Annotated in this window: 24 protein-coding genes and 8 pseudogenes; 20 read left to right on the top strand and 12 right to left on the bottom strand. The window is 70.4% G+C overall.

What is annotated here, in order from left to right:
- Positions 1-75 precede the first annotated feature (75 nt).
- The 7 genes from ACZ7H1_RS18960 (at position 76) to ACZ7H1_RS18930 (ending at position 7,070) form a co-directional block, all read left to right on the top strand.
- Entirely contained in the window at positions 76-804 is a 729-nt protein-coding gene (locus tag ACZ7H1_RS18960) for a GPR1/FUN34/YaaH family transporter (RefSeq protein ID WP_470788014.1), read from the top strand.
- An 85-nt stretch (positions 805-889) separates the two neighbouring features.
- Complete coding sequence (locus ACZ7H1_RS18955; protein ID WP_470788012.1) at positions 890-2,782, top strand: amidohydrolase; 1,893 nt, start codon at positions 890-892, stop codon at positions 2,780-2,782.
- 72 nt (positions 2,783-2,854) lie between these two features.
- On the top strand, positions 2,855-3,529 hold the full coding sequence (locus ACZ7H1_RS18950; RefSeq protein ID WP_470788010.1) for a hydrolase: 675 nt from the start codon (positions 2,855-2,857) through the stop codon (positions 3,527-3,529).
- Positions 3,530-3,545: 16 nt separating this feature from the next.
- Positions 3,546-4,064: a DoxX family protein gene (locus tag ACZ7H1_RS18945; RefSeq protein ID WP_399523199.1), complete on the top strand. Its 519-nt coding sequence runs from the start codon at positions 3,546-3,548 to the stop codon at positions 4,062-4,064.
- A 52-nt stretch (positions 4,065-4,116) separates the two neighbouring features.
- Entirely contained in the window at positions 4,117-4,971 is an 855-nt protein-coding gene (locus tag ACZ7H1_RS18940) for an alpha/beta fold hydrolase (RefSeq protein ID WP_470788009.1), read from the top strand.
- A 26-nt stretch (positions 4,972-4,997) separates the two neighbouring features.
- Positions 4,998-5,870 carry an alpha/beta hydrolase gene (locus tag ACZ7H1_RS18935; protein WP_470788007.1) on the top strand — a complete coding sequence of 291 codons (873 nt, stop codon included), beginning with the start codon at positions 4,998-5,000 and terminating at the stop codon, positions 5,868-5,870.
- Between the two features lie 288 nt (positions 5,871-6,158).
- Positions 6,159-7,070 carry a hypothetical protein gene (locus ACZ7H1_RS18930; protein ID WP_470788006.1) on the top strand — a complete coding sequence of 304 codons (912 nt, stop codon included), beginning with the start codon at positions 6,159-6,161 and terminating at the stop codon, positions 7,068-7,070.
- Between the two features lie 166 nt (positions 7,071-7,236).
- On the opposite strand, the gene ACZ7H1_RS18925 is transcribed toward ACZ7H1_RS18930, so the two are convergent.
- Entirely contained in the window at positions 7,237-8,226 is a 990-nt protein-coding gene (locus ACZ7H1_RS18925; protein ID WP_470788005.1) for an AraC-like ligand-binding domain-containing protein, read from the bottom strand.
- 183 nt (positions 8,227-8,409) lie between these two features.
- Between ACZ7H1_RS18925 and ACZ7H1_RS18920 the strand changes: the two genes are divergently transcribed.
- A complete protein-coding gene (locus tag ACZ7H1_RS18920) occupies positions 8,410-8,601 on the top strand; it encodes a transposase (RefSeq protein WP_470788003.1) in 192 nt (63 codons plus the stop codon).
- A 689-nt stretch (positions 8,602-9,290) separates the two neighbouring features.
- Positions 9,291-9,539: a hypothetical protein gene (locus tag ACZ7H1_RS18915; RefSeq protein ID WP_470788001.1), complete on the top strand. Its 249-nt coding sequence runs from the start codon at positions 9,291-9,293 to the stop codon at positions 9,537-9,539.
- Between the two features lie 7 nt (positions 9,540-9,546).
- On the opposite strand, the pseudogene ACZ7H1_RS18910 reads toward ACZ7H1_RS18915, so the two are convergent.
- From ACZ7H1_RS18910 to ACZ7H1_RS18895, 4 genes and pseudogenes are all read right to left on the bottom strand, one after another.
- Positions 9,547-10,439: pseudogene (locus tag ACZ7H1_RS18910) on the bottom strand (helix-turn-helix domain-containing protein).
- A gap of 309 nt (positions 10,440-10,748) precedes the next feature.
- Positions 10,749-11,530: pseudogene (locus ACZ7H1_RS18905) on the bottom strand (ribonuclease BN).
- 49 nt (positions 11,531-11,579) lie between these two features.
- A complete protein-coding gene (locus tag ACZ7H1_RS18900; protein ID WP_470787999.1) occupies positions 11,580-12,494 on the bottom strand; it encodes a DUF1206 domain-containing protein in 915 nt (304 codons plus the stop codon).
- A gap of 50 nt (positions 12,495-12,544) precedes the next feature.
- Positions 12,545-12,718: a CsbD family protein gene (locus tag ACZ7H1_RS18895; protein WP_470787998.1), complete on the bottom strand. Its 174-nt coding sequence runs from the start codon at positions 12,716-12,718 to the stop codon at positions 12,545-12,547.
- A gap of 217 nt (positions 12,719-12,935) precedes the next feature.
- Between ACZ7H1_RS18895 and ACZ7H1_RS18890 the strand changes: the two genes are divergently transcribed.
- The 3 genes from ACZ7H1_RS18890 (at position 12,936) to ACZ7H1_RS18880 (ending at position 13,651) form a co-directional block, all read left to right on the top strand.
- Positions 12,936-13,280: a hypothetical protein gene (locus ACZ7H1_RS18890; protein WP_470787997.1), complete on the top strand. Its 345-nt coding sequence runs from the start codon at positions 12,936-12,938 to the stop codon at positions 13,278-13,280.
- Entirely contained in the window at positions 13,277-13,372 is a 96-nt protein-coding gene (locus tag ACZ7H1_RS18885; RefSeq protein WP_470787995.1) for a DUF6131 family protein, read from the top strand. The genes ACZ7H1_RS18890 and ACZ7H1_RS18885 overlap by 4 nt, the downstream gene beginning before the upstream one ends.
- A 111-nt stretch (positions 13,373-13,483) precedes the next feature.
- A complete protein-coding gene (locus ACZ7H1_RS18880) occupies positions 13,484-13,651 on the top strand; it encodes a hypothetical protein (protein WP_470787994.1) in 168 nt (55 codons plus the stop codon).
- A 159-nt stretch (positions 13,652-13,810) separates the two neighbouring features.
- Here ACZ7H1_RS18880 and ACZ7H1_RS18875 read toward each other — a convergent pair.
- Positions 13,811-14,008 (bottom strand): annotated as a pseudogene (locus ACZ7H1_RS18875) (IS701 family transposase); the annotation flags it as partial.
- Positions 14,009-14,446: 438 nt separating this feature from the next.
- On the opposite strand from ACZ7H1_RS18875, the gene ACZ7H1_RS18870 reads away from it, so the two are divergent.
- Positions 14,447-15,988: a SpoIIE family protein phosphatase gene (locus tag ACZ7H1_RS18870; protein WP_470787992.1), complete on the top strand. Its 1,542-nt coding sequence runs from the start codon at positions 14,447-14,449 to the stop codon at positions 15,986-15,988.
- Positions 15,989-16,030: 42 nt separating this feature from the next.
- Here ACZ7H1_RS18870 and ACZ7H1_RS18865 read toward each other — a convergent pair whose 3' ends face one another.
- The gene (locus ACZ7H1_RS18865) at positions 16,031-16,459 is read right to left on the bottom strand and encodes a nuclear transport factor 2 family protein (protein WP_470787990.1); all 429 of its coding nucleotides are present in this window, start codon (positions 16,457-16,459) and stop codon (positions 16,031-16,033) included.
- Positions 16,460-16,706: 247 nt separating this feature from the next.
- Here ACZ7H1_RS18865 and ACZ7H1_RS18860 point away from each other — a divergent pair, with 247 nt between their 5' ends.
- The 3 genes and pseudogenes from ACZ7H1_RS18860 to ACZ7H1_RS18850 all read left to right on the top strand — a co-directional run.
- Positions 16,707-17,063, top strand: a complete 357-nt coding sequence (locus ACZ7H1_RS18860; RefSeq protein WP_470787988.1) for a PRC-barrel domain-containing protein — start codon at positions 16,707-16,709, stop codon at positions 17,061-17,063.
- Positions 17,064-17,091: 28 nt separating this feature from the next.
- Positions 17,092-17,265, top strand: coding sequence for a hypothetical protein (locus tag ACZ7H1_RS18855; RefSeq protein WP_470787987.1), 174 nt, complete (start codon positions 17,092-17,094; stop codon positions 17,263-17,265).
- 180 nt (positions 17,266-17,445) lie between these two features.
- A pseudogene (locus ACZ7H1_RS18850) lies at positions 17,446-17,757 on the top strand (transposase); the annotation flags it as partial.
- 9 nt (positions 17,758-17,766) lie between these two features.
- Here ACZ7H1_RS18850 and ACZ7H1_RS18845 read toward each other — a convergent pair.
- The 4 genes and pseudogenes from ACZ7H1_RS18845 to ACZ7H1_RS18830 form a co-directional block, all read right to left on the bottom strand.
- Positions 17,767-18,090: a hypothetical protein gene (locus ACZ7H1_RS18845; RefSeq protein ID WP_470787985.1), complete on the bottom strand. Its 324-nt coding sequence runs from the start codon at positions 18,088-18,090 to the stop codon at positions 17,767-17,769.
- A gap of 23 nt (positions 18,091-18,113) precedes the next feature.
- Positions 18,114-18,359 carry a hypothetical protein gene (locus ACZ7H1_RS18840; RefSeq protein WP_470787984.1) on the bottom strand — a complete coding sequence of 82 codons (246 nt, stop codon included), beginning with the start codon at positions 18,357-18,359 and terminating at the stop codon, positions 18,114-18,116.
- A 151-nt stretch (positions 18,360-18,510) separates the two neighbouring features.
- Positions 18,511-18,621, bottom strand: a pseudogene (locus tag ACZ7H1_RS18835) (AraC family transcriptional regulator); the annotation flags it as partial.
- A gap of 56 nt (positions 18,622-18,677) precedes the next feature.
- Positions 18,678-19,602 (bottom strand): annotated as a pseudogene (locus tag ACZ7H1_RS18830) (NADP-dependent oxidoreductase).
- Between the two features lie 440 nt (positions 19,603-20,042).
- On the opposite strand from ACZ7H1_RS18830, the gene ACZ7H1_RS18825 reads away from it, so the two are divergent.
- The 3 genes from ACZ7H1_RS18825 to ACZ7H1_RS18815 all read left to right on the top strand — a co-directional run bounded on the left by ACZ7H1_RS18825 (position 20,043) and on the right by ACZ7H1_RS18815 (position 25,638).
- On the top strand, positions 20,043-20,423 hold the full coding sequence (locus ACZ7H1_RS18825; protein WP_470787982.1) for a CU044_2847 family protein: 381 nt from the start codon (positions 20,043-20,045) through the stop codon (positions 20,421-20,423).
- Positions 20,424-20,439: 16 nt separating this feature from the next.
- Positions 20,440-24,855, top strand: coding sequence for an nSTAND1 domain-containing NTPase (locus tag ACZ7H1_RS18820; RefSeq protein WP_470787980.1), 4,416 nt, complete (start codon positions 20,440-20,442; stop codon positions 24,853-24,855).
- A gap of 210 nt (positions 24,856-25,065) precedes the next feature.
- Positions 25,066-25,638 carry a GNAT family N-acetyltransferase gene (locus ACZ7H1_RS18815; RefSeq protein WP_470787979.1) on the top strand — a complete coding sequence of 191 codons (573 nt, stop codon included), beginning with the start codon at positions 25,066-25,068 and terminating at the stop codon, positions 25,636-25,638.
- Between the two features lie 115 nt (positions 25,639-25,753).
- On the opposite strand, the pseudogene ACZ7H1_RS18810 reads toward ACZ7H1_RS18815, so the two are convergent.
- Positions 25,754-25,936 (bottom strand): annotated as a pseudogene (locus ACZ7H1_RS18810) (transposase); the annotation flags it as partial.
- On the opposite strand from ACZ7H1_RS18810, the pseudogene ACZ7H1_RS18805 reads away from it, so the two are divergent.
- Positions 25,931-26,209: pseudogene (locus tag ACZ7H1_RS18805) on the top strand (transposase); the annotation flags it as partial. The pseudogenes ACZ7H1_RS18810 and ACZ7H1_RS18805 sit on opposite strands and share 6 nt — an antisense overlap.
- Positions 26,210-26,269: the final 60 nt, after the last annotated feature.

Genomic DNA, 26,269 nt, shown 5'->3' with positions numbered 1-26,269 from the left:
GGCAGGGGACCGGAGCGCCGCCACGGCCCGGGCCCCGGCCGCCGACCGCGCCCGTGCCAAGCCCGAGGAGACCCCATGGTCACCAGCGACAACAGCCCCGAGGAACCCGCGGCTCCAATCCGGCCCGCCGGAGGCCGCCACCACGAGCCTGATCTGCGCGGCATGACCCGCATCACCCTGCGGCCCATCGCCTCGCCGATGCCGCTCGGCTTCTATACCGTGGCCATCGCCTCGACCATCGTCGGCTGCCTCCAGCTCGGCCTGTTCGAGGACGGTGCCGAGCGCGCCGTCGCACTGACCATCCTCCCCGCGTTTGTCCTGCAACTCCTTGTCGGATGGCTGGCGTTCGGTGCCCGGGATGTCCTGGCGGCGACCCTGATGGCCTGCTTCTCCGGGATGTGGCTGGCCAGTTCGCTGGTCCTGGCCACCGCGCCGACGGGCGGCTCCCGGGTGCTGGGCGTGCTGAACCTCTGCTTCGCCCTGTTCGCCCTGCTGATGGCCGGTGTCGCCAAGCCCAAGCGTGCGCTGTGGCTGGTGCTGTGCACCGCCGTGCCGCGCTTCTCGGTGGCCGCGGCCGCCAACCTGACCGGCGTGCACTGGCTCCTCAACCTTTCCGGCACGCTCGGGCTTCTCCTGGCCGCGGTCTCGATGTACGCCGCCTTCGCCCTGATGCTGGAGGACATGCGCGGCCAGGAAGTGCTGCCGCTCGGCCGCACCGGCCCCGCCCGCCAAGCCGTCGACGGCGACCTGACGGTCCAGCTGCGCAACCTCGAACGCCACGCCGGCGTCCGCCGCACCCTCTGAGCCCGCCACCGGGCCGGCCGAGCAGCGCGCGGCCGTGTCTGTGCCCGCGCCCCTATGACGTGACCCCACCGAGAGTGAGAGCCCCATGTCCACGATGCCGGTCAGCGGCGTCACCCCCGCACCCGGGACCGGCGAGCGCGCCGACCTCGTCCTGCGCAACGCACGGATCCACACCGGCGACCCACTGTCCCCGGCCGCCACCGCGCTCGCCGTCCGCGCCGGCAAGATCACCGCCATTGGCGACGACGCCGCGGTCGCCGCCCACGTCGGGCCCCGAACCAGAGTCGTCGACGCGCTGGGCCGACGCGTCGTCCCCGGCCTGAACGACTCGCACCTGCACGTCATCCGCGGCGGCCTCAACTACGTGCTGGAGCTGCGCTGGGACGGCGTCGCCTCGCTGCGCCAGGCGTTGGCGATGCTGCGTGAGCAGGCCGGACGCACCCCGAAAGGGCAGTGGATCCGGGTGGTCGGCGGCTGGTCGGCCGAGCAGTTCGCCGAGCGGCGGATGCCCACGCCCGCCGAGCTGAACCAGGCCGCCCCCGACACCCCGGTGTTCGTCCTGCACCTCTACCAGTCCGCGATCCTCAACGGGGCCGCCGTCCAAGCCGCCGGCTTCACCCGGGACACCCCCGACCCGCGCGGCGGGCAGATCGTCCGCGACCGTCACGGCCGGCCCAACGGGGTGCTGCTGGCAGCGCCGAGCGCGCTGATCCTCTACTCCACCCTCGCCGCCGCGCCGACCCTGGACGCGGCGGACCGCAAGGTCTCCACCCGGCACTTCCTGCGCGAGCTCAACCGCTTCGGCCTCACCTCCGCCGTGGACGCCGCCGGCGGCTTCCAGAGCTTCCCCGACAACTACGCCACCGTCATCGACCTGGCCCGCGAGGGCGAGCTGAGCGTGCGGATCGGCTACCACCTCTTCCCGCAGACCGCCGGGCAGGAGATCGCCGACCTCACCCGCTGGGTGGAGAGCGTGCGGCCCGGCGACGGCGACGAGTGGCTGCGGCTCAACGGCGCCGGGGAGAACCTGACCTGGGCTGCGGCCGACTTCGAGAACTTCTCCGAGCCCCGCCCCCAGCTGTCCGCCGGCTACGAAGGCGAGTTCGAGCGGGCCGTGAGGCTGCTGCTGGAGCACGGCTGGGGATTTCGGCTGCACGCCACCTACGACCAGACCATCCGCCGGGACCTCGCCGTCTTCGACAAGCTCGCCGCCGAGGGCCTGTTCCCCGGCGGCAACCGCTGGCTCTTCGACCATGCCGAAACGGTCACCCCCGACAGCCTGGAGCGGATCGCCGCGCTCGGCGGCGCGATCAGCGTCCAGAACCGGATGTCCTTCCAGGGCCAAGCCTTCACCGACCGCTACGGCCCGCAGGTCGCCGCGCACACCCCGCCGCTCAAGGAGATGCTCGCCTGCGGCATCCCACTGGCGGCCGGCACCGACGCCACCCGGGTCTCCTCCTACAACCCCTGGGTCGCCCTCCACTGGCTGGTCACCGGCCGCACCGTCGGCGACCTGGCGCTCTACCCGCCGGACCGGCTGGTCTCCCGCGAGCTCGCCCTTGAGCTGTACACGCGCGGCGGCGCCCGGATCACCGGCGAGGACGACGTCAAGGGCGTCCTCAAGGAGGGCTGGTACGCCGACTTCGCCGTCCTCAGCCACGACTTCTTCGCCGTGCACCCGGACGACATCGCGCACATCGAGGCCGTCCTGACCGTCGTCGGCGGCCGGATCGTCTACGCATGCGGCGAGTACAAAGGCCTCGACGAAGCGCTCCCGCCGCTCAGCCCTGCCTGGAGTCCGGTCGCCCGCTTCGGTGGCTACCAGGCCACCTTGCCGCCATCGGCCGGCGCCCGTCAGGCCGGCCTGCTGGCACAAGCCGTCGCGGAAGGCGAGCAGCACCGGCAGTGGAGGGCCGCCCGCGGGTTCGCCGCACCACAAGAGCCCCCCGCCGCCCTCGACCCCTGTTTCGGCCCCTGACCCGACCGCGGCTGCTACCCGCCCGCCTCTCGCACCACCTCACCCACCGTTCACCCAGGGAAGGAACCCACCATGTCGGACTTCAACTTCGATCTCGACGCCGTCACTGCCGCGCCCAGCCGTGACCTGCTCACCCCCGACAACGCGATGATGCTGTTCGTCGACCACCAGCCGCAGATGTTCTTCGGCGCCGCCAGCGCCGACCGCGTCGCCGTCATCAACGCCACCGTGGGCCTGGCCAAGGCCGCCAAGGTCTTCGACGTCCCCGTCGTCCTGTCCACCGTGGCCGCTGCCTCCTTCTCCGGCCCCATCCTGCCGCAGCTGCGCGAGGTCTTCCCCAAGCACGACATAGTCGACCGGACCTCCATGAACGCCTGGGAGGACGAGGCCCTGGTGGAAGCCGTCAAGGCGACCGGCCGCCACAAGATCGTGCTCAGCGGCCTGTGGACCGAGGTCTGCCTGGTCCTGCCCGCCCTGTCCGCGCTCAGCCAGGGCTACGAGGTGTACGTCGTCGCCGACGCCTCCGCCGGCGTCACCCCGGCCGCCCACGAACACGCCATCCAGCGGATGACCGCCACCGGCGCCGTCCCCGTCACCTGGCTGCAGGTGCTCCTGGAGCTCCAGCGCGACTGGGCCCGCACCGAGACCTACGCCGCCACCACTGACGTGGTCAAGGAGCACGGCGGCGCCTACGGCCTGGGCATCGTCTACGCCCACACCATGGTCGATCCGCACGCCGCCGGCTGACCGGAGCCATCCGACCATGGACACCGACACCGGACTGCTCCTGCTGCGCCTCCTCGTGGGTCTCCTGATCGCCGCCCACGGAGTACAGAAGGTCAGCTTCCTGCTGGGCGGCAGCGGACTGGCGGGCGGCACCGAGGAGTTCCGGCACGACGGCTTCCGCGGCGGGACCCTCACCGCCCTCACTGCGGGAGCCAGCCAGATCGGCTCCGGCCTGCTGCTGGCCGCCGGAGCCCTCACCCCGCTCGCCGCCGCCGGAGCCATCGGCGTGATGACCGTCGCGCTCACCGTCAAATGGCCCAACGGCCTGTGGGTGCAACACGACGGCTACGAGTACCCCCTCGTCCTCATCGGCACCGCCACCACGCTCGCCCTCACCGGACCCGGCCGCCTCTCCACCGACCACGCCCTGAACCTTCCCCACTGGCCCGCCTGGTCCGCCCCGGCCGCACTGGCCCTCGGCGTGGCCGGCGGCCTGGCCGTGCGCGCCCTGCTCCACCACCCGCCCTCACCCCAGACTCCGCCGAGGTCCCCGTGACCCCACCCACGCACCACGCGTTGGTGCCCGCCCCGTACCCGGAAGGATTCCGATGATGACCGGCCGTCCGCCGAGCCGACGCCACACCCTCAAGGGCGCCGTCGGTGCCGCCGCCGCCCTCACCCTCGCCTCGGCCACCGGGGCCCCGTCGGCTTCGGCTGCCGACGGGGCCGGAACCGAGGCCAACGGGGCCGGAAAGGCGACCGTGGTCCTCGTCCACGGCGCGTTCGCCGACGCCGCCAGCTGGAATCCCGTCACCGAACGGCTCCAGCACCAGGGCTACACGGTGACCGCCGCGGCCAACCCGCTGCGCGGCCTCGCCCACGACGCCACCCACGTGGCGGCCCGGCTCGCCGCGATTCCGGGCCCCGTCGTCCTGGTCGGCCACTCCTACGGCGGCGCCGTCATCACCCAGGCCGCGGCCGACACGCCCAACGTCAAGGCCCTCGTCTACGTCTCCGCGTTCGTCCCCGACGCCGGAGAGCTCCTCGGCGAACTCGCCGTCCGGTTCCCCGGCTCACAGCTCGACGCCGCGCTCACCCCCGTCCCCGTCCCCGGGGCCGACGGCACCGCCGCCACCGACCTCTACATCCGCCCCGACCGCTACCACGACGTCTTCGCCCAGGACGTGGCGCGCTCCACCACCCGGGTGCTCGCCGCCGGGCAGCGCCCGCTCAGCGCCTCCGCGTTCACCGACCGGGTCAGCGCCGCCGCATGGCGCGCCCTGCCGTCGTGGAACCTGATCTCCACCCAGGACCGGGGCATCGTCCCCGCCCTCCAGCGGTTCCAGGCCGCCCGAGCCCGGTCCTGGACCACCGAGGTGCCCACCTCCCACCTGCCGATGCACAGCAGGCCCGACGCCGTCACCGCCCTGATCCGCGCCGCCGCCCGCACCGTCCGCCCCTGACCCCCGCAGTTCCGAGGAGCTTCCCCGTGCCGTCCCCCGAATCCACCGCGCCTCACGCGCGTGACCTCGCCCAGGTCGAGGCCGCCAACGCCACCGGCCGCATCCCCGTCGTCTTCATCCACGGTCTGTGGCTGCTGCCCACCAGCTGGGACCGGTGGGCCACCGTCTTCGAGCAGGCCGGCTTCGCCCCGGTCCTGCCGGGCTGGCCCGATGACCCGGCCACCGTCGAGGAGGCGCACGAGCACCCCGAGGTCTTCGCGGGCAAGAGCGTCGGACAGGTCGCCGACCACTTCTGCGACCTGATCGGCCGTCTGAAGCGCAAGCCGGTGGTGATCGGCCACTCCTTCGGCGGGCTGATCACCCAGATCACCGCCGGACGCGGCCTGTCCCAGGCATCGGTGGCGATCGACCCGGCGCCCTTCCGGGGCGTGCTCCCTCTGCCGCTGTCCTCCCTGCGCGCCGCGAGCGCCGTGCTCGGAAACCCGGCCAACTACCATCGCGCGGTGCCGCTGACCTTCGACCAGTTCCGCTACGCCTTCGCCAACGCCGTCAGCGAAGAAGAGGCCCTGCGGCTGTACGGCACCTTCGCGGTGGCCGCCCCCGGCGAGCCGCTCTTCCAAGCCGCAGCCGCCAACCTCAACCCCCGGACCGAGGCGAAGGTCGACACCCACGCGGCCAGCCGCGGACCGCTGCTGATCATCTCGGGCCAGAAGGACAACACCGTGCCCTGGGCGATTGCGAACGCCGCCTACAAGAAGCAGGCGCAGAACGAGCACGCCGTCACCGAGATCACCGAAATCCCCGGCCGAGGCCACTCCCTGACCATCGACAGCGGCTGGCGCGAGGTCGCCGACACCGCGCTCACCTTCGTCCGCCGCTTCGTCGACCCGACCACCTGAGACACCCCCGACCACAACCGACCAAGCCGGACCCACACGGTGCCGGCCCCCGCCCACCGGACCTTCCACAAGGCGCACCGGTGGCCGAACAACCATGACAAGGAGAACCGATGGACCTGCCCAGTCAGCCGCCGGCAGCCAGGCGACCGGGAGCGCGCCGGGCGGCGCGCCTGCCGATCATGGCGCTCACCACCCTCACCCTGCTACTCACCGCAGGGCTCTCGCCCGCGACGGCGACCGAAAGGACAGCGGCTCAACGAGGGAGGCCCGGCCCGCTCTCCCGAAGCCATGGCCTCCGACTGGTTCCGCGGCGACAACTACCAGTTCGTCCGCGGCAAGGACAACCAGATCTGGTGGCGCTACGCCAACGGCAGCTGGCGCGTCATGCCGGGCAACGGCCGCACCCACCACCGCCCCGAGGTCACGGTGATCGAGGACGAAGCCGGCCCCCACCTGGTCGTCTTCCACACCGGCGACAACGGGGAGGTCTACTACAGCCTCCTGGGAGGCGCCGCCGGAAACATCTGGTCGCCCTGGACACAGCTGGGCCACGTCGGCACGAGCAACGGCATCTCCGCCGCCGGATTCCGCAACAGCGCCCGGCTGACCACCGTCGTCGGCGACCGGGTATGGGTCGCGGAGATGACGATGTCCAACGGCCGGATCACCACCGGCCCGTACTGGCGCCCGCAGACACATCCCCGGGTCTTCACCGCCTCCCGCTACATCCATGCCCCCGTGATCACCAACGACGGCGTGTCGATCGCACGCGAGGTCGAACTCATGGATGCCATCATCGGGTGGGACCGCAACGTCTGGATCTCCCACACGAGTCTGGAAAATTTCACCAATGCCACCTACGCCGCCGTACCCGGCAACGCCCGGTGCGAGTCCGTGAGCCTGGGCCGTGGCGGCCCGGAGCAACTGGTCACCGACCGCAACAACCCGGCCTGGCGGGCGCAGCGGAACGTGGTACTCGGCTGTATCAGCCCCAACGACCACCAACTGTGGCTCAACCGCTCCACCGACGGCGGCTACACCTGGCAGGGCTGGAACCACAGCACCGGCGGCCCCTCGCCCTCCGACGCCGCCCGGTCGATCGAAGGCGCACCCGGGGGAGAGGTCTTCGCCAGCATCTCGTGGGGGAACGACACCGCTCCCTTCTCGCGGCACGTGGTCGTCAACAAGCGCGTCCTGTGACCATCCTCCGCTCCGCGATAGTGCCCGTTGGCGGGCCGGATTCCGCTTCGGTCTTGGCAATCGACCTGGTGGGTCCGCTGGACGGCCACGTGATCCCGGCCGTCCACTAGCCTGCCATCGAAGCGGGCCGCAACCGGAGATCTATGCGGCCCCCTGCCACCCCGGGTCACGGGTGGAGGGCGAGCGGGCTTCCACCGCTGCCCGCGTGTAGCGCCCGCCAGTCCCTGGGGGTGATTCCGAAAGCGCCTTTGAAGGCGCGGCTGAAATAAGCGGCGTTCGGGAAGCCCCACCGGTACGCCACCGCCGCGATCGAGCGATGCCGTGCCCAGGGGGCCGCAAGTTCCGCACGGCAGCGTTCGAGGCGCTGCGACCGAACCCACTCGCCCAGGTGCACACCGTTTCGGGACAGGACCTTGTACAGCTGCCGGAGTGAGACGTGGTGGTAGGCAGCGACACGCGCCGGTGTCAGGTCGTGATCACCCAGGTGAGCCCGGACGTAGTCCATGACTCGCAGGCACAGGGTCTCGTCCGCAGTCTGACAAGTCGTGCGGTGGTCGCCGAGCCGGGCCGTGATGAGAGCGCGCAGCAATTCGATGCCCGGCCTGCCCGCTGCCTGCAGGTCGTGCGCGGGAGACGCCGCGGGTCGGACCTGCTGGCGCGCGATCCGCCGCAGGTAAGTGGCGGTAAGGTCGGCCAGCGGGTCCCGGCGGCTGAACGGCACTGCGGTGGCCAAATTCAACAACCGGTCAGGTAGAGCGAGTTCGGTGCGCGGGATGCGGAAGTAGTGCTGATGGATCCCGTCCCTGTTCAGGAGCGTGTAGGGGCGCGTGGTCTCGTAAAGCGCCAGGTCGCCGGGTCGCAGCACAGCTTCCCTGCCATCCTGCACGACCACGCTGCTGCCGGTGACCTGCAGCCCGACGAACACGCTCGGCTCCATGTCGTCCCGGGCAAGTGCGGGAGTACGCCGAACGACGGTGGCGTTGGCGCGCACCGAGCAGACGGTCAACGGCCCGACACGGCTGATCACCCCTGCAGTGCGGATAAGCCGCGGGTCGGGTTGATGGGTGATCTCCACCCGCACCACGCTGCTCCAGATCACCTCGCGAATCGCCTCCGCCCGCTCGCCAGGCGCCATGGCCGTGGTGTCGATCCACATCTGCTGGTCGCCTCCCCCTGGGTCCGCTCGACAGGCTGGTGCCTGAGCAAAGTCAAACGGGTGGCGGCACTGTTGACAAGGCGCGGCCTGGCTGATCGTCCCATAGTGGGGCCTTGACCCCGGGTTTTGGACACCGGAGAGACTTGGATCTTGATGGGCCAGGAGAACGGAGTCCCTGGGGGGATGGAGCACTACCCCGCCGAGTTCAAGGCGGACGCGGTCGCGTTGTACCGGTCGAGGCCGGGAGCGACGGTCAAGTCGGTCGCCTGCGATCTGGGGGTGAACACCGAGACGCTGCCGGAACTGGATCCGGGCCGCCGACGGCCGCCCAGGCGTTCACTCCTCACCGCCGGCTGCTGCCCGGGATGGCGGTGACACCGTTCAGGCAGAGCTGGCCGCGGCCCGGAAGAGGATCCGTGAGCTGGAGGAAGAAGCGCGACGTTCTCCGCAAGGCGGCTCGTCATTTCGCCGGGGAGACGCGCTGGTGAGCCGCGGCCAGTTCGTCCAGGATCACCAGCGCCGTCACGGCATGAATGGCTTTGCGACATCCAGGCCAGTGCCGGGGCGCACCGACCCTTATATGCGAGTGTGATGCATGTAGCCCCCTGCGTCGCGGCAGCGGGGCGCCGGTCAGGCGGCCGCGAGATCGAGGGCATCGGCGACGGTACCCGACGTCCGAGCCTCCCGGACCCAACAGGTATCTCGCCACCATCCAGTGCCTTCAGGGCTGCCCAGCAATGAGCAGCCGCCTCCGCCGACGAGAGGCGGAAATCTGCAATGCCGTAGAGGCAGGAGTGGCAGGGAGCCTGTGTGGATCACGAATGGCGTGTGATCGACTGGGCAAGTCCGGGGGGCCTGGGGGCGGAAGTCGAGCTCCCCGGCCTTGGGGTCGGCTCTCGCTACACCACGGCGGCCACCACGCTGACTCGTTGGGAGGCGGTGGTCGGCTCCACGCGCCGGGATGGGCCCCGTCGGTGCCGCACCACGGGTGAGGTGAACAGGACAAAGGCGGCCGGCCCTCGCCGGGGCCGTGACCTGTGAGCAGTGCGATCCGTGGGGATGACATGTCGGCAGTGCCAGGCGCCCGGGCGGGTGCCGGGCCGGGCGAGGCCGCCGGACCGGCTGGTCAGGGTTGGGCCACGGCCGGTCCGGCAGGTATCGACCCGTCCGTACGCGAGACGGTCGAGCAGATCGTGGGCGCGCTCCGCGACGGCAACGACGCGGCGATCCGCACCCTGCCGACCGATCTGGCCGCCGTCGCGGACATCGCCGCCCTGCTGTACTTGCGTGAGCGGCTGTACGCGACGCGGTGACCCGCGACTAGCGCCGGTACTCAGGGCCGGCCGGGCGGCGATGCGACTGCCGGAGCTCCTCGGCGGCGCGGGCGATGAAGTGGCGGGTTCGCTCTGGGTTCAGGGCCTGCGCCTGAAGGCGGTCGAGCATGGCGCTGTAGGGCTGCACGTCGGATCGCTTTTCCAGATAGAGGTCGCTGGTGAACCGCTCCAGATGCACCGTCCCTGCCAGGGGGGCGTCCGGGAATTGGAGGATGGAGAACTGTCCCGAGATGCCTGGGTGGGCTCCCGCGTCGTGCGGGAGGACCTGCACGGTGACGTGCGGCTGCGCGCTGGGGTGGTTCAGGTACTCGAGCTGTTCACGCATGATCTCCGGGCCGCCGACAACGCGGCGCAAGACCGATTCGTCCAGCACGACCCATAAGCGGAAAGCCCGGGCCGGGTGGCGGGCCCGGTGCTGACGGCGCAGCCGGACCTCAAGGCGCGTGGCGATCTGTTCAGGGGTGGCCTGAGGGATCGTTTCCTCGATGACGGCGCGTGCGTAGGCGGCGGTTTGCAACAGATCGGGGATCAGCAGGAGCTCGTAGGAGCGGATGGAGGCCGCTGCCGTCTCCAGGCCGATGTAGACGGCGTAGGGGACCTCGCCGCAGGCGACCCACCAGCCCTGTCGGTTAGATTCCGTGGCCATCCGCATCAACGCGTCGATGACCTGAGGGTCTGTGACGCCGTAGAGGCCGCACAGGTCCCTCACATCACGGGGCTTGATGGCGCGGCGGCCGTTCTCCAAGTGACTGATCTTGGGCTGGGAGATCAACAGATGCTCGGCCACCTGCGTATCGTCAGGCCACAGGCCAGGCGGAGCCGGCGCAGTTCCGCGCCCAGCCGACGCCTTCTGACGGTGGGGTTTCCGTTCGCCGCCACGGGCGGTCTACCTCCGGCTCGGGCCTGTCTACCAGCCGCGGGAATGCCACGGCCGGGCCCGGGCGAACGCATTCGCCGTAATGATCCACGAGCCCTGCGGGCGAGTGTCACGTTGCACGAATGGGCCTGCGTGCACAACCCGAGCAGGGTTCACCCAGACGCCACGCCCTTCCACCTATCTGCCCGAAAAGCCCGCTTACAGAATCGGACCAACCGGTGTGAACGCGGGCGGCCGGATGCATTGAGAGTGGCGACACGCGCCGCTGCCCGGCCCGGTGAGGTGGACGAAGAACGCGGTAGATCCGAGCCTCACCCCCGGCGTTTCAGCGCCCTTGCCAGGCGGGGGAGCTCGTCGTGGAGCAATCGGCCGGCCAGCACCCCGCCGAAGACGACGACGCCCACGCCGACCAGCCAGGACTGGATGACCAGGACGGTTCCGAACGGGCCGTAGGTGACGGCGCTGGATGCGATCAGCGGTGAGAACACGAGCCGGGAGAAGAGTCTGAGGCCGAGCAGCCCGAGCATGGTGGCAACCGCCCCGGGCAGCAGGGTCGCCCAGGCGACGCGGCCGCCGAGCAGGAGCCGCTGGGACCACCAGAAGAACAGGGTGCCGCTCAGCACCGTGACCACCCCGCGGGGCCGAGGAATCCCGCCGCAGGGGTGTGATCGCGGACAGGAAGAGGATCCCGATGAGGGCGGCGAGCCACAGCACGTGCCGCCACCTGGCCCACCAGCGGGCCGGGGGCAGATCCCAGATCCTCTCGTAGCCGCTCTGGACCGCCGCCCCGAAGGACAGACCGAATACGCCGAGGACGGCGAGGCCGAACGCCGTCGTGGTCCGCCACGCCTGGCCCGGCAGGGCGAACAACCGCTCGATCTCCACTCTGGCGGCCGGCGAGACGCCGAGCCCGTCCCAGCCACTGCGCGAACCCCCGCCCGCTCGCCGGATCGGCCGCGGACACGACGATCAGCAGCGGCACCAGCGTCAGGAACCCGAGCGCCGCGAAACCCAGCGACCGCTGCCACAGGTCGATGTCGCTGCCCCGCCCCCACCGGCGTCCGGCCCGCGAGCGGCGGATCGCGCTGCGCAAGCGCCCGAACGCAGCCAAGCGGCCCACGGCATCGGACCAGATGCCCCCGCTAGGGCGCACTTGGGCGCGTCTCCGGGCCCGGGGCTTCGGTCGGCCGCTCTGCCGAGGCGCCGTGCTCAGGAGCCTTGCGCCAGCGGGCTTCGCAGAACGAATAGAGGCCGAACAGCAGGAGGCCCACCGCCGCGGCGATCAACAGCACGGGCCCGGCGGGTGTGGTGGCGAACGAACGCAATGTCTCGTCCATGCCCTTGGCTCGGCTGGGATCGAACTGCACCGCGGCCAGGAGGACGAACAGCCCGGCCACCGCAGCGACCACGCCGGTCGCCACGCCGCCGACGATGCCCAGCCCCGCGACGATGCGCCGCGTCGTCGGGCTCATCTCGCCCGTCCGGAGATTCTCCTCGAACTTCCGCATCAGGCTCCGGACCACGATCACCACGCCGACGATGACCAGGACGGCCCCGACCACGCCGACGAGCACCCGCCCGAAGGGCCAGGCCAGCACCCTCGCGGTGTAATCCTTCGACGTCTCGTCGCCGGGCCGGCCCCCGGCGGACCCGCCGACCAGCGCGGTCTGCACCACCCCGATACAGATCACGGTATAGAAGACCGCCAACCCCAAAGAGCCCACGCGCCGGGTCCACTTGTCGCCGCCCGACACCGCCTGCCCGAACGCGGCCTCGGACAGCCGCCACAGCGCCATCGCCGCCAGCCCCACCACCAGCGCCCACAGCAGCACCCGGCCGAACGGCTGCTCCCCGATGGTCCGCACCGCACCGGACCGGTCGGCCTCCTTGCCACTGTCACCGCCGAAACCCATCTGCACGGCCAGCAGCCCGACCAGCACGTAGATCACTCCCCGGGCGCAGAGTCCGACCCTGGACAGGACCTCCATGGCGCGACTGTTGGACATACGCCGCCCCTGGGACCTGGCATGGGAGACATTGCCCTTCCTGATGGCCATACGTGGCACCTCCGGGGCCCTGCCGTGAAGCGGCAGGGCGGGCGCGGTGGTCAGTGCTTGAAGGCGTCCTTGATCTTCGCCGCGGCCTGCTTGGTGTTGCCCTTGATCTGGTCACTGCGGCCCTCGGCCCGTAGGTGCCAGCTGCCGGTGACACGGCCGACGGTCTTTTTGGCGCCGCCCTTGACCGCTTCGGCCTTGTGCGCAATCTTCTTGCCGATGCTCATCGGTCGCCACCCTTCGTAAGTCGTGTGCCGGTACATGGCGGGCTACCGGGGTTCCGATCGGTGCCTGAACGGTTTGAGCCCCCTGCGGTGCCCGCCGCCCGGGTTGGGCTCTCGCGCACCCGTCGCCTGCGGGCGGGCGATGCCGCGCTGGTCTACGACGTCGGCGCGGTCGTTGCCGGCGGCGGCCGCCTCCCGTCGTGCGTCCGGGGCGTGCGTCATGGCCGCGGCGAGAGGTACGGCGGCGGGCACCGGCCACAACAAGGCTCAGCCCGAGCAGGGCCACGGCTCCCACGATGATGCCGTAGAGGAAGAGGGTGCCGGTGGAGCCGGTGACCTCGTAGTCGAATACGGAGAATCCGCCGGTCAGCTCGTGGACGCTGCCGTCGTTGGTCACGACGCCGGCCACACCGACGACCAGAGCGGCGACCAGGAGGACGAGTCCGAGGATGACGAGCATGGCGCGCTCCAGAGGTGTCTTTCCACGGTAGGACTGTCCTGCCCGGGAAGCCACCATCAGGGGGCAGATCTACCCTGGGAGCAGGGGCTTTGCATCACTCCGTGAGATCGGCGGACATCATGATCGTCCTCGGAATCGTCCTGTGGATCCTGGGATCCGTCGGACACAAGGTCGGCGGACGACGGCACTACTGGTAGCCGCCCCTGATCCGTGCGGGAACACCCTGTTCGCGCACGACCACCGACGCCGAGGACACCTCCGTCTGCCGCGCCTTTGACACGCGCACCCGCGAACCGAGGCATCACACCATGGCCCTCTTCTACCTCCTGCTGATCGCCACGATCGCTCTGATCATCGTCGGCGCGACCGTCGAAGGCATGCTGTACCTGGTCTCCGCCGGCGTACTCCTCCTCATCGCCGACGTCCTCTACCTCGCCGTGAGGTCGGTACTACGGCGCCGTCGCCCGGCCCGCTGACCCGCCAACCACCTGCCTGCCTAGCATCACCGTGCTCTTGCCGGTCCGCCTCACCCACGGCCTGGTCGGGGCTGTCGACGAACTGTTCCTGCACACTGGCCCAGTCCCGGGCGTACCGGTCCCGGACGGTGGAGGGCAACGGCCTGATCTCGAGCGCCTCTGTAGTGCGTCGGGGGTGGAGTGGCCGGCGTGTTCGGCAAGTTGCCAGCTGTTCTTGCGGGACACCGGGCCGAGCAGTGCGCGCACGTAGTCCCGCATGCGGCGGCGTGGTTCGACGCGGGCGATGTGGTGCCCGAAGGTGGTGAAGGGGCGGTCCAGGTCGAGGTCCCGGGTCTCGCCTGTCTGCTCGGTGGTCATGGCCGAGGCTTCCCCGGTCCATGACGATCTTGCCGTCGGGGGCACTCCTTCGAGGGGAAGGCGGGCAGAAGCCGTCCGTGACGGCAGCCTGCCAGCTACATTCCCGCCGCTCGACGTTTTCCCCAGGTCAAGCCGCAAGGCACTGCTGGAGTACTAGCCGTGCCAGGTCCTTGCCCGCATGTGCCCCAGCCCCTGTGGGGCGGTCATTCGGTCCTGCCGGACCTCAGCTGGACCGTCGGGCATTGGCTCCCGCCGTGCGGGTTCTGGTACGGCCGTGTGGCGAGGTCCTTGCACGCGCACGTCCACGGGACAGCATGGCGTGCGCGAGTGGCCAGCCGAGGGAGACGATGGAGTCGGGCGAGACCACCGGCGCCGGTACATGGCCTCGGCGCGGCAATGCGGCAGGAGCCTGAGCCGGCCGGAAGGAGAGCCCGGACGATGAACGCAACCGAGCCTCTGCGGAGCGGTCCCGGCGCGGCGCGGGCCGTTCCGTCCGAGCCGGGCGGCCTGCTCGATGTGCTGAACGTGGCCGCTGTTCTCCTCGATGCCGAGGGCAGGATCGATCTGTGGAGCCCGCAGGCCGAGGACCTGTTCGGCTACAGCGCCCAGGAGGCCCTCGGCGCGTTCGCCGGCCATCTGCTGGTCCACGAGGACTACCGGGACCTCGTGCTGGACATGTTCGCCGAGGTCATGGGGGGCGGCGGCAGCTGGGCGGGCGTCTTCCCCGTCCGGCACAAAGACGGCAGCACACGGATGGTGGAGTTCCGCAACATGCGGTTGCAGGACGGCGCGCGGGACTACTGGGCCCTGGGCCTGGCCACCGACCAGTCGACCGTACGGCGGGTTGAGCGCGAGCTGGCACTGTCCGCCCGGTTGGTGGCGCAGTCGCCGACTGGACTGGGTGTGCTGGACACCGATCTTCGGTACGTGTCGGTCAACCCGGCGGAGGAGCGGATGAACGGCGTGCCGGCCGCCGAGCACATTGGCCGGCACGTTCATGAGGTGCTGCCGTTCCTGGACGAGTCCTTCGAGGCGGCGATGCGGGAGGTCCTGGCCACCGGCATTCCCATCGTGGACCAGTACACCGTCGGCCGGACGCCGGCGGACCCGGACCATGATCACGCCTGGTCGATCTCGTTCTATCGGCTCGAGGCCCCCAACGGGAGAGTGCTGGGGGTTGCCACTTCCAGCGTGGATGTCACCGAGCGCCACCGTGCCGTCGAGGAACAGCGCCACACCGCCCTGACTCTCCAGCGCAGCCTGCTGCCGCACCTGCCACCGCGGCGGCCGGGCCTGGAGATCGCAACCCGCTACCGTCCTGCGCAGGCCGCCATGGAGATCGGCGGCGACTGGTTCGACGTCATCCCCCTGAGCGGCGACAAGACCGCCCTGGTCGTCGGTGACGTCATGGGCAGCGGGGTCGCCGCCGCGGCCACCATGGGCCAGCTGCGCACCGCCACCCGTACGCTGGCCGACCTTGATCTCGACCCCGGCCAGGTCCTGCACCACCTCGACCACGTCACCGATGGTCTCGAGACCATCGCGACCTGTGTCTATGCCGTCTACGACCCCCAGATGGCGCAGTGCCACCTCTCCCTTGCCGGGCACCTGCCGCCCGTCCTCCTCCACCCGGACGGGAGGCGAGAGCTTCTCGACCTGCCCTCCGGCGCGCCCCTGGGCGGCTGCGGCGTCGCCTTCAGTACGACCTGCCTCGACATCGAGCCAGGCGACCAGTTCATCCTGTACACCGACGGCCTGGTCGAGACCCGCGACCAGGCGATCGATGAACGCCTAGAAGCTCTGCTTGAGGTCCTCGACGACCCCCACAGATCGCTGGATGTCACCTGCGACCTGCTTCTGGACAAGCTGCGCCACCCGGGAGACCACGACGACGTAGCCCTGCTCATTGCCCGGGCCACACCGGAGGCCGGGCAGATCACCGAGTTCGAATCACCTCGAGCGGTTCGCGGGCCAGGCTGAGGCTGCACGCGGCTCCGGCGGGGCGCGGGGGATGCTGTCAGCTCACGTCGGCGAAGGCGACGGAGCCGCTGCCGTGATGTGGCTCAGCACGCACAGCCAGCGGCCATCCCGCCTCACGAAGACATCGGTCGTCCACTCGTCGGCGTCGAACCGCCGGCCTGCGTAGTGGGCCGTGTTCGTCGCCCGCGCCGTGAACACGGCGGTATCACCGTGCACCCGGATCCTGGGCGGGCTGATGAGATCCATCGCCGAGTGGGTCAACTCGCCGGACTCGACGAACGCAAGGAACTGCTCCTTGGTGGAGATGCCCGACTCGGAGACGATCGCCCAGTCGTCTGCCATGAAGCCAGCGATCCGCGCGGCGTCATTGGAGACGATCGCAGCCGCCCAGTCCTTAACGACTGCGGTGAGCTGCGCGTGAACCGCGTCGTCCTCGGGGAGCTTCGGGGATAGTTCGGCACTGCCGCCCATGATCCGAGCGTAGCCGGGACCCGACCCCACAGCCTGATGACGGCGCCGCTCGTAGCCCGCTTCCGCCGGTGGCGCAGACGACATCAGCGTTCCCTGCACGTGAGCCGGTGACCTGCTGGGCTCGCGCGAGCCCGGCCAGACCGGCCTCGTGGCTTCGCCAGGGGGGCGGGCTGGTGCGGCCGGGTTGCTGGGGGCAGGCTGAGACGTGTACCGGCTGCGGGCACCCGCCACGCGAAAGGAGCGGGGAATGATCCAGATCGCGGATATCCGGGAGTGGCGCACCCACGACGTCGTCGACCAGGGTGGTCACAAGATCGGCACGCTGGAGGCCGTCTATGTGGACACCAGCACCGACGAGCCGGCCATGATCACCGTCCAGGTCGGGCTGCCCACCCGCCGCCACCTGGTCTTCGTACCGTTGGCCGGCGCGGTCGTGGGGCCTGGCTACGTCAAGGTCGACTACGACAAGTCGCTCGTGAAGAAGTCCCCGGCGATCGGCACCGACGACGTCCTGCCTGCTGAGGACGAAGCCGCAGTCTTCGCCCACTACGGCCTGCCCTACCAGCCCGGCGCGAACGGCGAGCGGCAGCTCGCCCGCCGCTGACCCACCCGTCAAGAAGGTGCTCTACGTCATGACGCTCTTCCTGATCCTCGTCATCCTGGCGATCGTGCTGGGCATCATCGGCGTCGCCGCCGAAGGACTGTTCTACCTGCTCATCATCGGTATCGCGGTCTTCGCCGCCGCCCTCATCTACCTGGTTGTGCACCTGCGGCGCTCCGGCCGCCACCGCCGCACGCTCCGCTGAGACCTCTCTGGAGGCTTCGGCTACTGGCCTGCCCGTCAGGGCGACGTTTCGGGCACGGCTCGGGTCAGTGGTTCGACACCCGGACATCATCACCGAAGGCTGCGGCCGGGGGAAGCGACCCGGCACGGGCCTGTCCGGTGTTCTCGGTCCCGGCGGACGTGGTGGCCGTGGGCGGGTGCCGTGCTGGCCAACTGCCCGGAACTGGAGGCACTCTCCGAGCATGTGCGCTCCTTCGCACACATGCTGACCCAGCTGCAAGGCCACCAACTGCCGACAAGGATCGAAGCGGCAACAAACGCCGACCTGCCCAGCCTCCAGCGATTCGCTCGGCACCTGGAACGCGACCTCGACGCCGTCACTGCCGGACTATCGCAGCCGTGGAACTCCGGAGTCGTCGAAGGCCATGTCAACCGGATCAAGATGCTCAAGCGCCAGATGTTCGGCCGCGCCGGCTTCGAACTCCTCCGTAAGCGCGTCCTGCTCTACTCCTGAGCTTGCCGTTCAGCCTTCAGCATCCGGCGAAAGTGCTTCGTTTTCGGCGGCGAGGGTGATCTGGGCGGTCCATGACCAGGGCTCCTGGGGCGGATCCCAGCTCACCTCTACGTCGGTGTCGTGGAAGTCGCGCGCGAGTTCCGTCACCATCACCGCCGCCGCCGCCCGCGCGTCTTGAGGGTCGGTGTTGACCGGCACGTCCAGCCGCCCACAGAGATTTCCTCTCTCGGTGACGACGCTGGTGCGCCAGCCCTCCGGCGTCGCCAACAGAACGATCCCCTTCGGAACGCCCCAGGCGGGCCGCTTCTTCTTCTCCTTCTTGCGTCTCACCATGCCCCTATCCAAGCTGAAATCTTTCAGGACAGATCGTCGATGAGCCCGAAGCCCTCCGGGAACTCCTCCAGGAACTCACGGCGAACGGGGTTGGTCTCGGCAGCTGCCATCTCCCCGAGCAGGGCGATCAGCTCCTGCTGCTGATCATTTGGCAGCGCGCTGATCACGTGGGCGACGCCCTCCATCACCTTGACCGCATCGTCCTGGTCCATCTGCTCGTCTTCGCTGCCGTTGATGAACCACAGGACATCGACCAAAGCCTCGGCCAAGGCACGACTCAGGGACGGGTACGAGGACGTCACGAGGGCCTCCCAGCGGATCAACGGCAGAGTCCGGCCATCCCACCACACACCACTGACATCACTATCCGTGAGCTTCCACAGAAGGTGGACCAGAGCCGCTACTGACGTACAAAGCCACTGCCCCGGCCACGGGGGGCAGCCTCAGTCCGAAGGGCACACGTCCGGTGGTCCGGACGGAGACCGGCCGGCCGGTACGCATCGAGGCCAGCACCTCGGTGAGGATGTCCAACTCCCGCCTCTCTCCGCAGGTTTCCGGTCCTTCTCTCGCACTCTAACCCGCCTTGCTCAGGCCACCGTCAGGACGACCTTGCCGCGGGTGCGGCTCGAACCGACCAGTTCGTGGGCCTTCGCCGCTTGTTCGAGCAGGAGCGACGCGGAGAAGTGCGGGCGGATGCGGCCGGCGTCGATCAGGGCTGCGATCGCCTCCAGGTAGGCGTAGTCCGGTTCGACCGAGACCCTGGCGAAACGGCGGCCCTCGTCCTCGACGCGGGCGGCGAGCTCGGTGTTCCAGCGCTGCATGATGCTGACCAAGGTGCCGCCGGGCTTCAGGACGCTCAGCGCACGCTCGCCCTCGGAGCTCGAGTCGAAGACGACGTCGACGTCCTTGACCGCCGCGGTGTAGTCGGTGGTGCGGTGATCGATGACCTCGTCCGCCCCGAGTTCGCGTACGAAACCGTGATGGGCGGCGCTCGCCAGGGCTGTGACGTGGCGCCGCGCGCCTTGGCGATCTGCACCGCGAAGTGGCCGACGCCACCGGCCGCCCGGTGGATGAACACCCGCTGCCCTGCGGTGAGCCGGGCCGCGTCGACCAGGCCCTGCCAGGCGGTGAGGGCGGCGAGCGGTACGGAGGCGGCCTGTACGTGGTCCAGCGTCGCGGGCTTCCGGGCCACCTGGCGCGAGGGCACGGCCACATAGTCGGCGTAGCCGGTGGCTGCTCGCGGAAAGAACGGCATGCCGAGGACCTCGTCGCCGACCTTGAAGCGAGCACCCGGTCCGGCTTCCTCGACGACACCGGAGATGTCCCAGCCCACGCCGAACGGCGGCTCGCCGAGCAGCAGGTAGGCACCGGAGCGCACCGCCACGTCGACCGGGTTGACGCCGCTCGCGTGTACGCGGACGAGCCCTCGCCGCCCAGCGGGGCGGGCTTGTCGGTCTCGACGAGCTCCAGGACTTCGGGGCCGCCGAAGGACGTCTGGATGACAGCACGCATGGTGAACTCCCTGTTGGGGTGGTGGGATCGGGGCGGTCGCCCCTCGTCTGCCTCCACGTTGGGAAGATCGAACGAGCCGCTGAATATCCTTCGGTCTTGGAAAGATGTCCGAGCGTCCACAGTGCCAGGGGGAGACGGTCTCATCGCAGCGCTCGTCGCGTGCAGCGGGTGCGTGCTCACCGCCGAGACCGCCTTGCGGCGTACTTCGCGTGCCCGTACCCGCCGACGGCGGGGAGAAGCGTGCAGCGGGCTGGTCCGCCGACGCGCTGCGCCCGCTGCAGCGGTGGGCCGCCCGTCGAGCCGCGACGGCGCCACGCCGGCGCAGCGCAAGCATCGGGTGTCCGGCATCACAGGCACACGGCAGTCCCCTTCGCCGGACGCCCCCACCCCGCCCGGCGAATGTCGCTACGATCTTCAGCCCCGAGCATTGGAGTGGCGCCATGACTGAACGTCCTGTCCACACGGTGGAAGTGCCCTTGGGTGACGGCAGCAATGAGACCGTTCGGGTCCAGATCCGTGAGGTGGACGAGGCCCTCGTCCGGGTCGGGCGGGGCGGCCGTACGGTGGCGCGGGCCGAGCGGACGCTCGGTCAGATGCTGGACACCGTACGTCCGGTGGCGGAGACCTTCGTCGGGCGGTTCTCCGGCATGGCCGACCCGCCGGACGAGATCACCCTGCAGTTCGGGGTGTCCCTGTCGGCCGGGGCGGACGTCGTCATTGCCAGCACCGCGTCGGCGGCCAATTTCTCGGTGAGCCTGACCTGGAACAGGAGCGACGTGACGGGCTCCCGTGCTGATACTGGTCAGGCGCAGGGAAGTTGACACGGGCGGGGGACCAGTGGCAGACGGGGCACGGAGCGGGGACGGGCACGCGTACGCCGGGAATGGGATCGGCCGGGACAGTCGTGAGACGGCTCCGGAACCCGCGTCTGCGCGACCCGGCCCCGAAGCCTCCGCCGAAGCCGCCCTCGTCGCCGCCGTCGTCCGCGTCAAGGGCCGGGACGGCGTCGTCGCAGGCGCCGGCTTCCTGGTGGCCGACGATCTCGTCCTCACCTGCGCCCATGTGGTCTCCGACGCCCTGGGCCGGCCCCGGGAGGATGCCGTGGAGCCCGGGGCCGAGGTCGCCGTCGATCTGCCGCTGGCCGCGTACGACGGCGGTGACCACACCGTCGAGGTTCAGCGCTGGATTCCCGTTCAGCCCGACCGGACCGGCGACATGGCCCTCCTGCGACTGCCGGAGCCGATACCCGGCGCCCGGCCCCTTCCCCTGGTCGACCCCCCGCAGGGCGTCTGGCACCACCCCGCCCGGAGCGTCGGCTTCACCGACGACCACCCCGGCGGCATCTGGCACAGCGGTACGTTCCGGGGGCCGACCCGCGAAGGATGGATTCAGCTGTCACGGGGCGACGGCGAGGGCGTGTACGTCAAGCAGGGCTTCAGCGGCAGTCCCGTCTGGGACGACGACCTCGGCGCGGTCGTCGGCCTGATGGTGGCTGCCGAACCCGGGCGCGGCGCCCAGCAGGCGTTCGCCCTGCGGACGGGCACACTCCTGGCAGCCCTTCCCGAGCTTCTTCCCCTGGCCGCCCCGCGCACCCCTTTCCGCGGGCTCAGTACCTTCCGGGAAGCCGACGCCGAGGTCTTCTTCGGGCGGGGCGGCGACATCACCCGGGTGGCCGCCGCCGTGAGCCGCGACAGCCCGGTCACCGTGTACGGCCCCTCCGGCTGCGGGAAGTCCTCGCTGGTGCTCGCCGGAGTGGTGCCGAGGATGCGGGAGGAGGGGTGCGCGGTCCTGGTCGTCAACGCCGGGCACATCGCGTCCCTGCGCCACGCGCTCGCCGGCGAGCTGTACCACCTGCACGTAGAACAGCGGGCAGTAGGCAGGGGCACGCCCGCTCCGGTCGGGAGCCCGGAGTCCGTGGCGTCCTTGCTGACCGAGCAGGGGCTGGCCGGCACCCTCCACCGCACCCTCGGCCCCCGGGCCGCCCGGGTCCTCGTCGTCGTCGACCAGGCCGAGGCCCTCCTGGACCGTTCCGATGCGGAGGTGGCGGAGGTCGCCGGCCTGCTCTTCCGGAAGCAGCAGCCGGAAGGCATCCGCGTCCTGCTCACCCTCCGCTCCGACTTCGTGGATGCGGCGCTCAGCCACCCGGTCCTGGGCCCGGCTCTGGACAGCGGAGCCACCATCCCTCTCACCCCCATGTCCCGGCACCAGTTGGAGGAGGTCATCCGCGAGCCGGTCAGGCACCTGCCGGCCGTGGCGTACGACCCCGGGCTGGCGGAGCGCATACTGGACGACGCCGGCGGCGCTCCCGGCATCCTGCCTCTGCTCGGCTTCGTCCTGTCCCAGCTGTGGGACCGGCGGGCCCGGGGGCGGCTGCGCCTGGAGACGTACAACGAGATCGGCGGGGTCTCAGGCGCCCTGGCGCGCTACGCCGAGCAGGCCTGGCGGGAGTGCGTGGACCTGGCGGACGAGGCCGACGCGCTGCGGCTGCTGACCGGGCTCGTCCGGGTGGTGCCCGGGGGAGACTCCCCGCTGCGCCGGATGATCACCCGCGAGGAGGCGGGCGAGGCGCGGTGGCGGATCGCCCAGGCGCTGGCCGGACGCCGCCTGCTCGTCCTGCACGGCGACCGGAACGGAACGCAGACGGCCGAGCTCGCCCACGAAACCCTGATCACCACATGGCCGACGCTGGCCGCGCAGGTGAGGACCGACAGCGAGCTGCTGGCGGCCCGCGCGGAGCTGCGTTACGACGTCGACCGCTGGGAGACGGCCGGACGTTCCCCCGACCTGCTGCCCGGACCGCTTCAGCTGGGTGCTCTGGAAGCCCGGCTTGCGGTTGGAGTGGACGAACTGGCAGATCAGGAAAGGGAGTTCCTCCACCTCGCACACCGGCGTCACCGGCTCCGGCGCGGCCGCGTCCGGGTCGCGTGGGGCGCCGCCGCGCTCGTCCTCGCGCTCGTCGTCGGGCTCGGCACCTTTCTCGTTCAGCAATCCCGCGTCAGCGCCGTTCGGGAGGCGGAGGGGCGGTCCCGGTCGCTGGCGGTCCTCTCGGACGAACTGGCGCATCGGGACCCGGGCGGGGCTGCCCTGCTCGCCATGGCGGCCCACGACCTCGCCCCCACCCAGGAGGCCCGCAACGCGCTGCTGCGGCGCTACGACCGCTTCGTACAGGACAGGTGGGCTCTGTCGGGGACCGAAGCCTTGATCGACCAGATGGCGACGAGCACGGACGGCCGGGTGGTCCTGGTGACGACCAAGGTCGGAGGGGCGACGAGCTCGAAGGGCGGCGCCGTGCTCTTCGTCCGGGGCGCGGGCGAGCGGATCGTACGCGCCCGGCTCCCGCTCGCCGAACAGGCCTTCTTCCCGATGGTCAGCAGGGACGGCCGCAGGATCGGCTACCTGTCGGCCAAAGACGGCGGCACTCTGGTCTGGCACGACGTGAACCGCGCGAAGGCCGACGGGACGGCAGTGCTGGGCCGGGAGAACAAGATCCGCGGGGCGGAGTTCGGACAGCCGGGAACGTCATTCGACCAACGCCTCGGCCTCGCGGACTTCTCCCCGGACGCGAGCGAGGTCGTCACCGCGACCGACGGAACGGTACGGATCCGGGAACTGGCGAGCAGGCGCATGCGGGAGCTGCCCGGGCGGCCGCCCGCGATCGATCGGGTGTGGTTCGGGCCGGACAGCGACACGCTCGTGGCTCATCTGCGCCCCGACGCCGAACAGGAGAGGTCCGGGACCGGCTCTCTGGTGGCGATCGACACCGGCACGGGAAGCATGCGGAAGCTGGCGACGGGTGTCCGTGCGTCGTCGGTCCCCGCTCTCGCCCTGTCGGGCAACGGCGCGGTGCTGACCGTCTGCCGGGAAGGGCGCTTGGGGGCCGGCCCCAGGTACGAGGCCGTCCGTGTGGCGGACGGGCGGGTGCTCACCCGTCACGCGACCGGAGAGTTCTCCGGCTCGTGCAAGGGCATCGCGGCCGACGGTACGGGGGACCATTTCGCCGTCCCCACTGTGGGCGCCACCTGGCAGGTCGTCGGGACCCGGCCCGGAAGCACGGTACGGGACGCGCTGGGGCCCCCGAGCCTCAAACTCCGGGACGTGGACCTGTCCCTCGTGGGCGATCCGGAGGAGCCCGTACTGATCGTCCGGGACGAGAGCGCGGTGACCGGTCGCCCCTTGGGCTGGAGCACCATAACAGCCGACAGCCCTCCCGTACTGCTGAGCGGTGCGGCCTGGGGCGAGGGAGGCGAGACGGTGGTCCGGCTCGGAGAGGACGGGGACGGTCTGGGCATCGTACGCATGGACGCGCAAGGGTCGACCCTCGTCAAGGAGGTGAAACGGCCGCCGCGGAAGGCGCGGTCCGAGTTCTCGCAGGACCCGCCGCAGGTCACGAGCAACCGGACCGCGACGCTGGCCGCCGACCTCATCAGCGCGAACACGGTCCGGGTGTGGGAACTCCCCTCCCTGCGGACGGCCACCGACATCGTCACCGTGCCGCCACCCCGGGACACGATGGTGCGGGTCTTCTTCGGCCCGGGTGACCAGTTGCTGACCGTCTCCGGCCCCGTCGTCGAGCACTGGAACGCCCGGGACGGCCGTCGTCTCTCGAAGCCGTTCGACGTCCGCCGTCCGGCGTTCGCTGGCAAGGATCCGGCTCGGTTCACCGCCTCCTTCCACCCCGAGCCCGGACACGTACAGCTCCTGGTCGCCGGAGACCCGGTCGTCCATGCCGTTTCGCTGCGCACGGGCAAAGAGAACAAGGCGCTCGCGGTCGCGCTGCGGCCCGATGTCAGCACCGCCGTGCTCGACCGGAGCGGAGATTTCTTCGTCGTGCAGACCAAGGGCTCCATGGTGGAGGTGTGGTCGGCAGGCAGGGAGGGGCGGGCCCCGAGCAGGGTGCTCGGCCCGGTCGGACCGCTGGACCGGTTCGGCGGGTTCCAGCACGGCTTCCGGGCGGACACCTCCGAGTACTTCCTGGCCAACGGGAACTCTGTACGGTTCCAGAACCTGGCGGACCCCGAGGACCGCGGCGACTCCTATGTGTTCGCGGAGGAACAGGAGTTCCTGGCGGCGTCCCAAGACGGCAGGACGCTGCTCCGACGTATCGACAAGGAGGTGGTGAACATCCTCCACCTCGACCCGGAGCTCTGGAAGAGGAAACTCTGCGACGTCCTCGGCCGTGACCTCTCCCAGGACGAACGCCGAGGCTTCCCCGGCTGGCTGCCGGACCGGATCTGCCCGCCCGAAGGGCGCTGACCTGTGTCCCTGCCGGTGATCTCGGGGTGATCGAGCTCGGCTGCCGAGGGTTTCGCCAGGACTTCGAGCGGCGGAGCTGCCCGGCGCCTGCCAGGCGGGGGTTCGGGCGGCCGTGCCATGCTGCTGCCCTCCTCCAGCACGCCACCCGGTCACGGCCCGCGGCCCGAAACCTCCGTGGACCGTCCGACCCGTGTCGGCCATGATCCTCACGTGACCACCTACCTCGAGTCCGAGCGCCTGACCCTCCGCCACCTGGCCGCTGCCGACGCCGACCTGCTGATCGAGCTGGACAGCGACCCGGCGGTGATGCGCTACCTGACCGGCGGTGCCCCGACCCCGCCGGAGGAGATCCGCGACCTCGCCATCCCCGGCATCCTCGCCGGCCACGAACGCTGGGATCACGACCTCGGCCAGTTCGCCGCGCACGAGAAGGACGGCGGCGCGTTCGTCGGCTGGTTCTGCCTGCGCCCGCTGCGCAGCGGCCCGCGTGAGGAGGCCGAACTCGGCTACCGCCTGCGCCGGGCGGCCTGGGGCCGGGGCTACGCCACCGAGGTCTCGAAGGAGCTGCTGGCGAAGGGGTTCGCCGAGCTCGGCATTCGTATGGTCTGGGCGGAGACGATGACCGTGAACCGCCGTTCGCGCAACGTCATGGAGAAGCTGGGGGATGACGCTCGCGGAGAGCATCCCCACGCCGGACGACATGATGGCGGGATCGAGGGTTCCGAGCACGGGGGTGTGCGGTACGAGATCACGAAGGAGCAGTGGCAGCTGCGGCAGGCATAGGCGGCGCGCAGGCGCGGAGCACCTGGACGTGGCGTACCAGCCCGCGCGGCCGTGTCCCATCAAGCCCTGTCGGGCGTAGGGCCTTGACCCAATGCCGGGTAGTTAAGACCGTGTCCTATGTGGTGAGGCGGACGAGTCGCTTGTAGCAGCACAGGGCTGCGGCGAGTCCGAGAAATGCCAGGTAGTTGCGGGGGTGGCGCTCGTAGCGGTGGTTGAGTCGGCGGTAGCCGGTGAGCCAGGACATGGTCCGCTCGATTACCCACCTGCGCCTCCCGAGTCGTTCGGAGGATTCGACACCAGCTTCAAGAACGCCGTCATCGAACACGGCGCCCACCTCGGAATCGACGTCGAAGTCGTCAACCGCAACCCGGAAAAGCGCGGCTTCCACGTCGTGAAAAGACGCTGGGTGGTAGAGCGGAGCATCGGCTGGATCATGATGCACCGCCGTCTGGCCCGCGACTACGAGACCCTCACTACCAGCTCCGAAGCCATGATCCACATCGCCTCCATCGACAACCTCGCCAAGCGCATAACGGACGAGATCACACCAACCTGGCGAGGAACCTACTAGGGCATAAGCGGCAATCCGCCTAGATCAAACGCCCTCTGAGCTTGACGTTTAACACCGGGC

It is taken from the genome of Streptomyces sp. NPDC037401, from assembly GCF_055602345.1.
The sequence above is the reverse complement of the archived record's forward strand: the minus strand, read 5'-3'. Positions and strand labels throughout refer to the sequence as shown.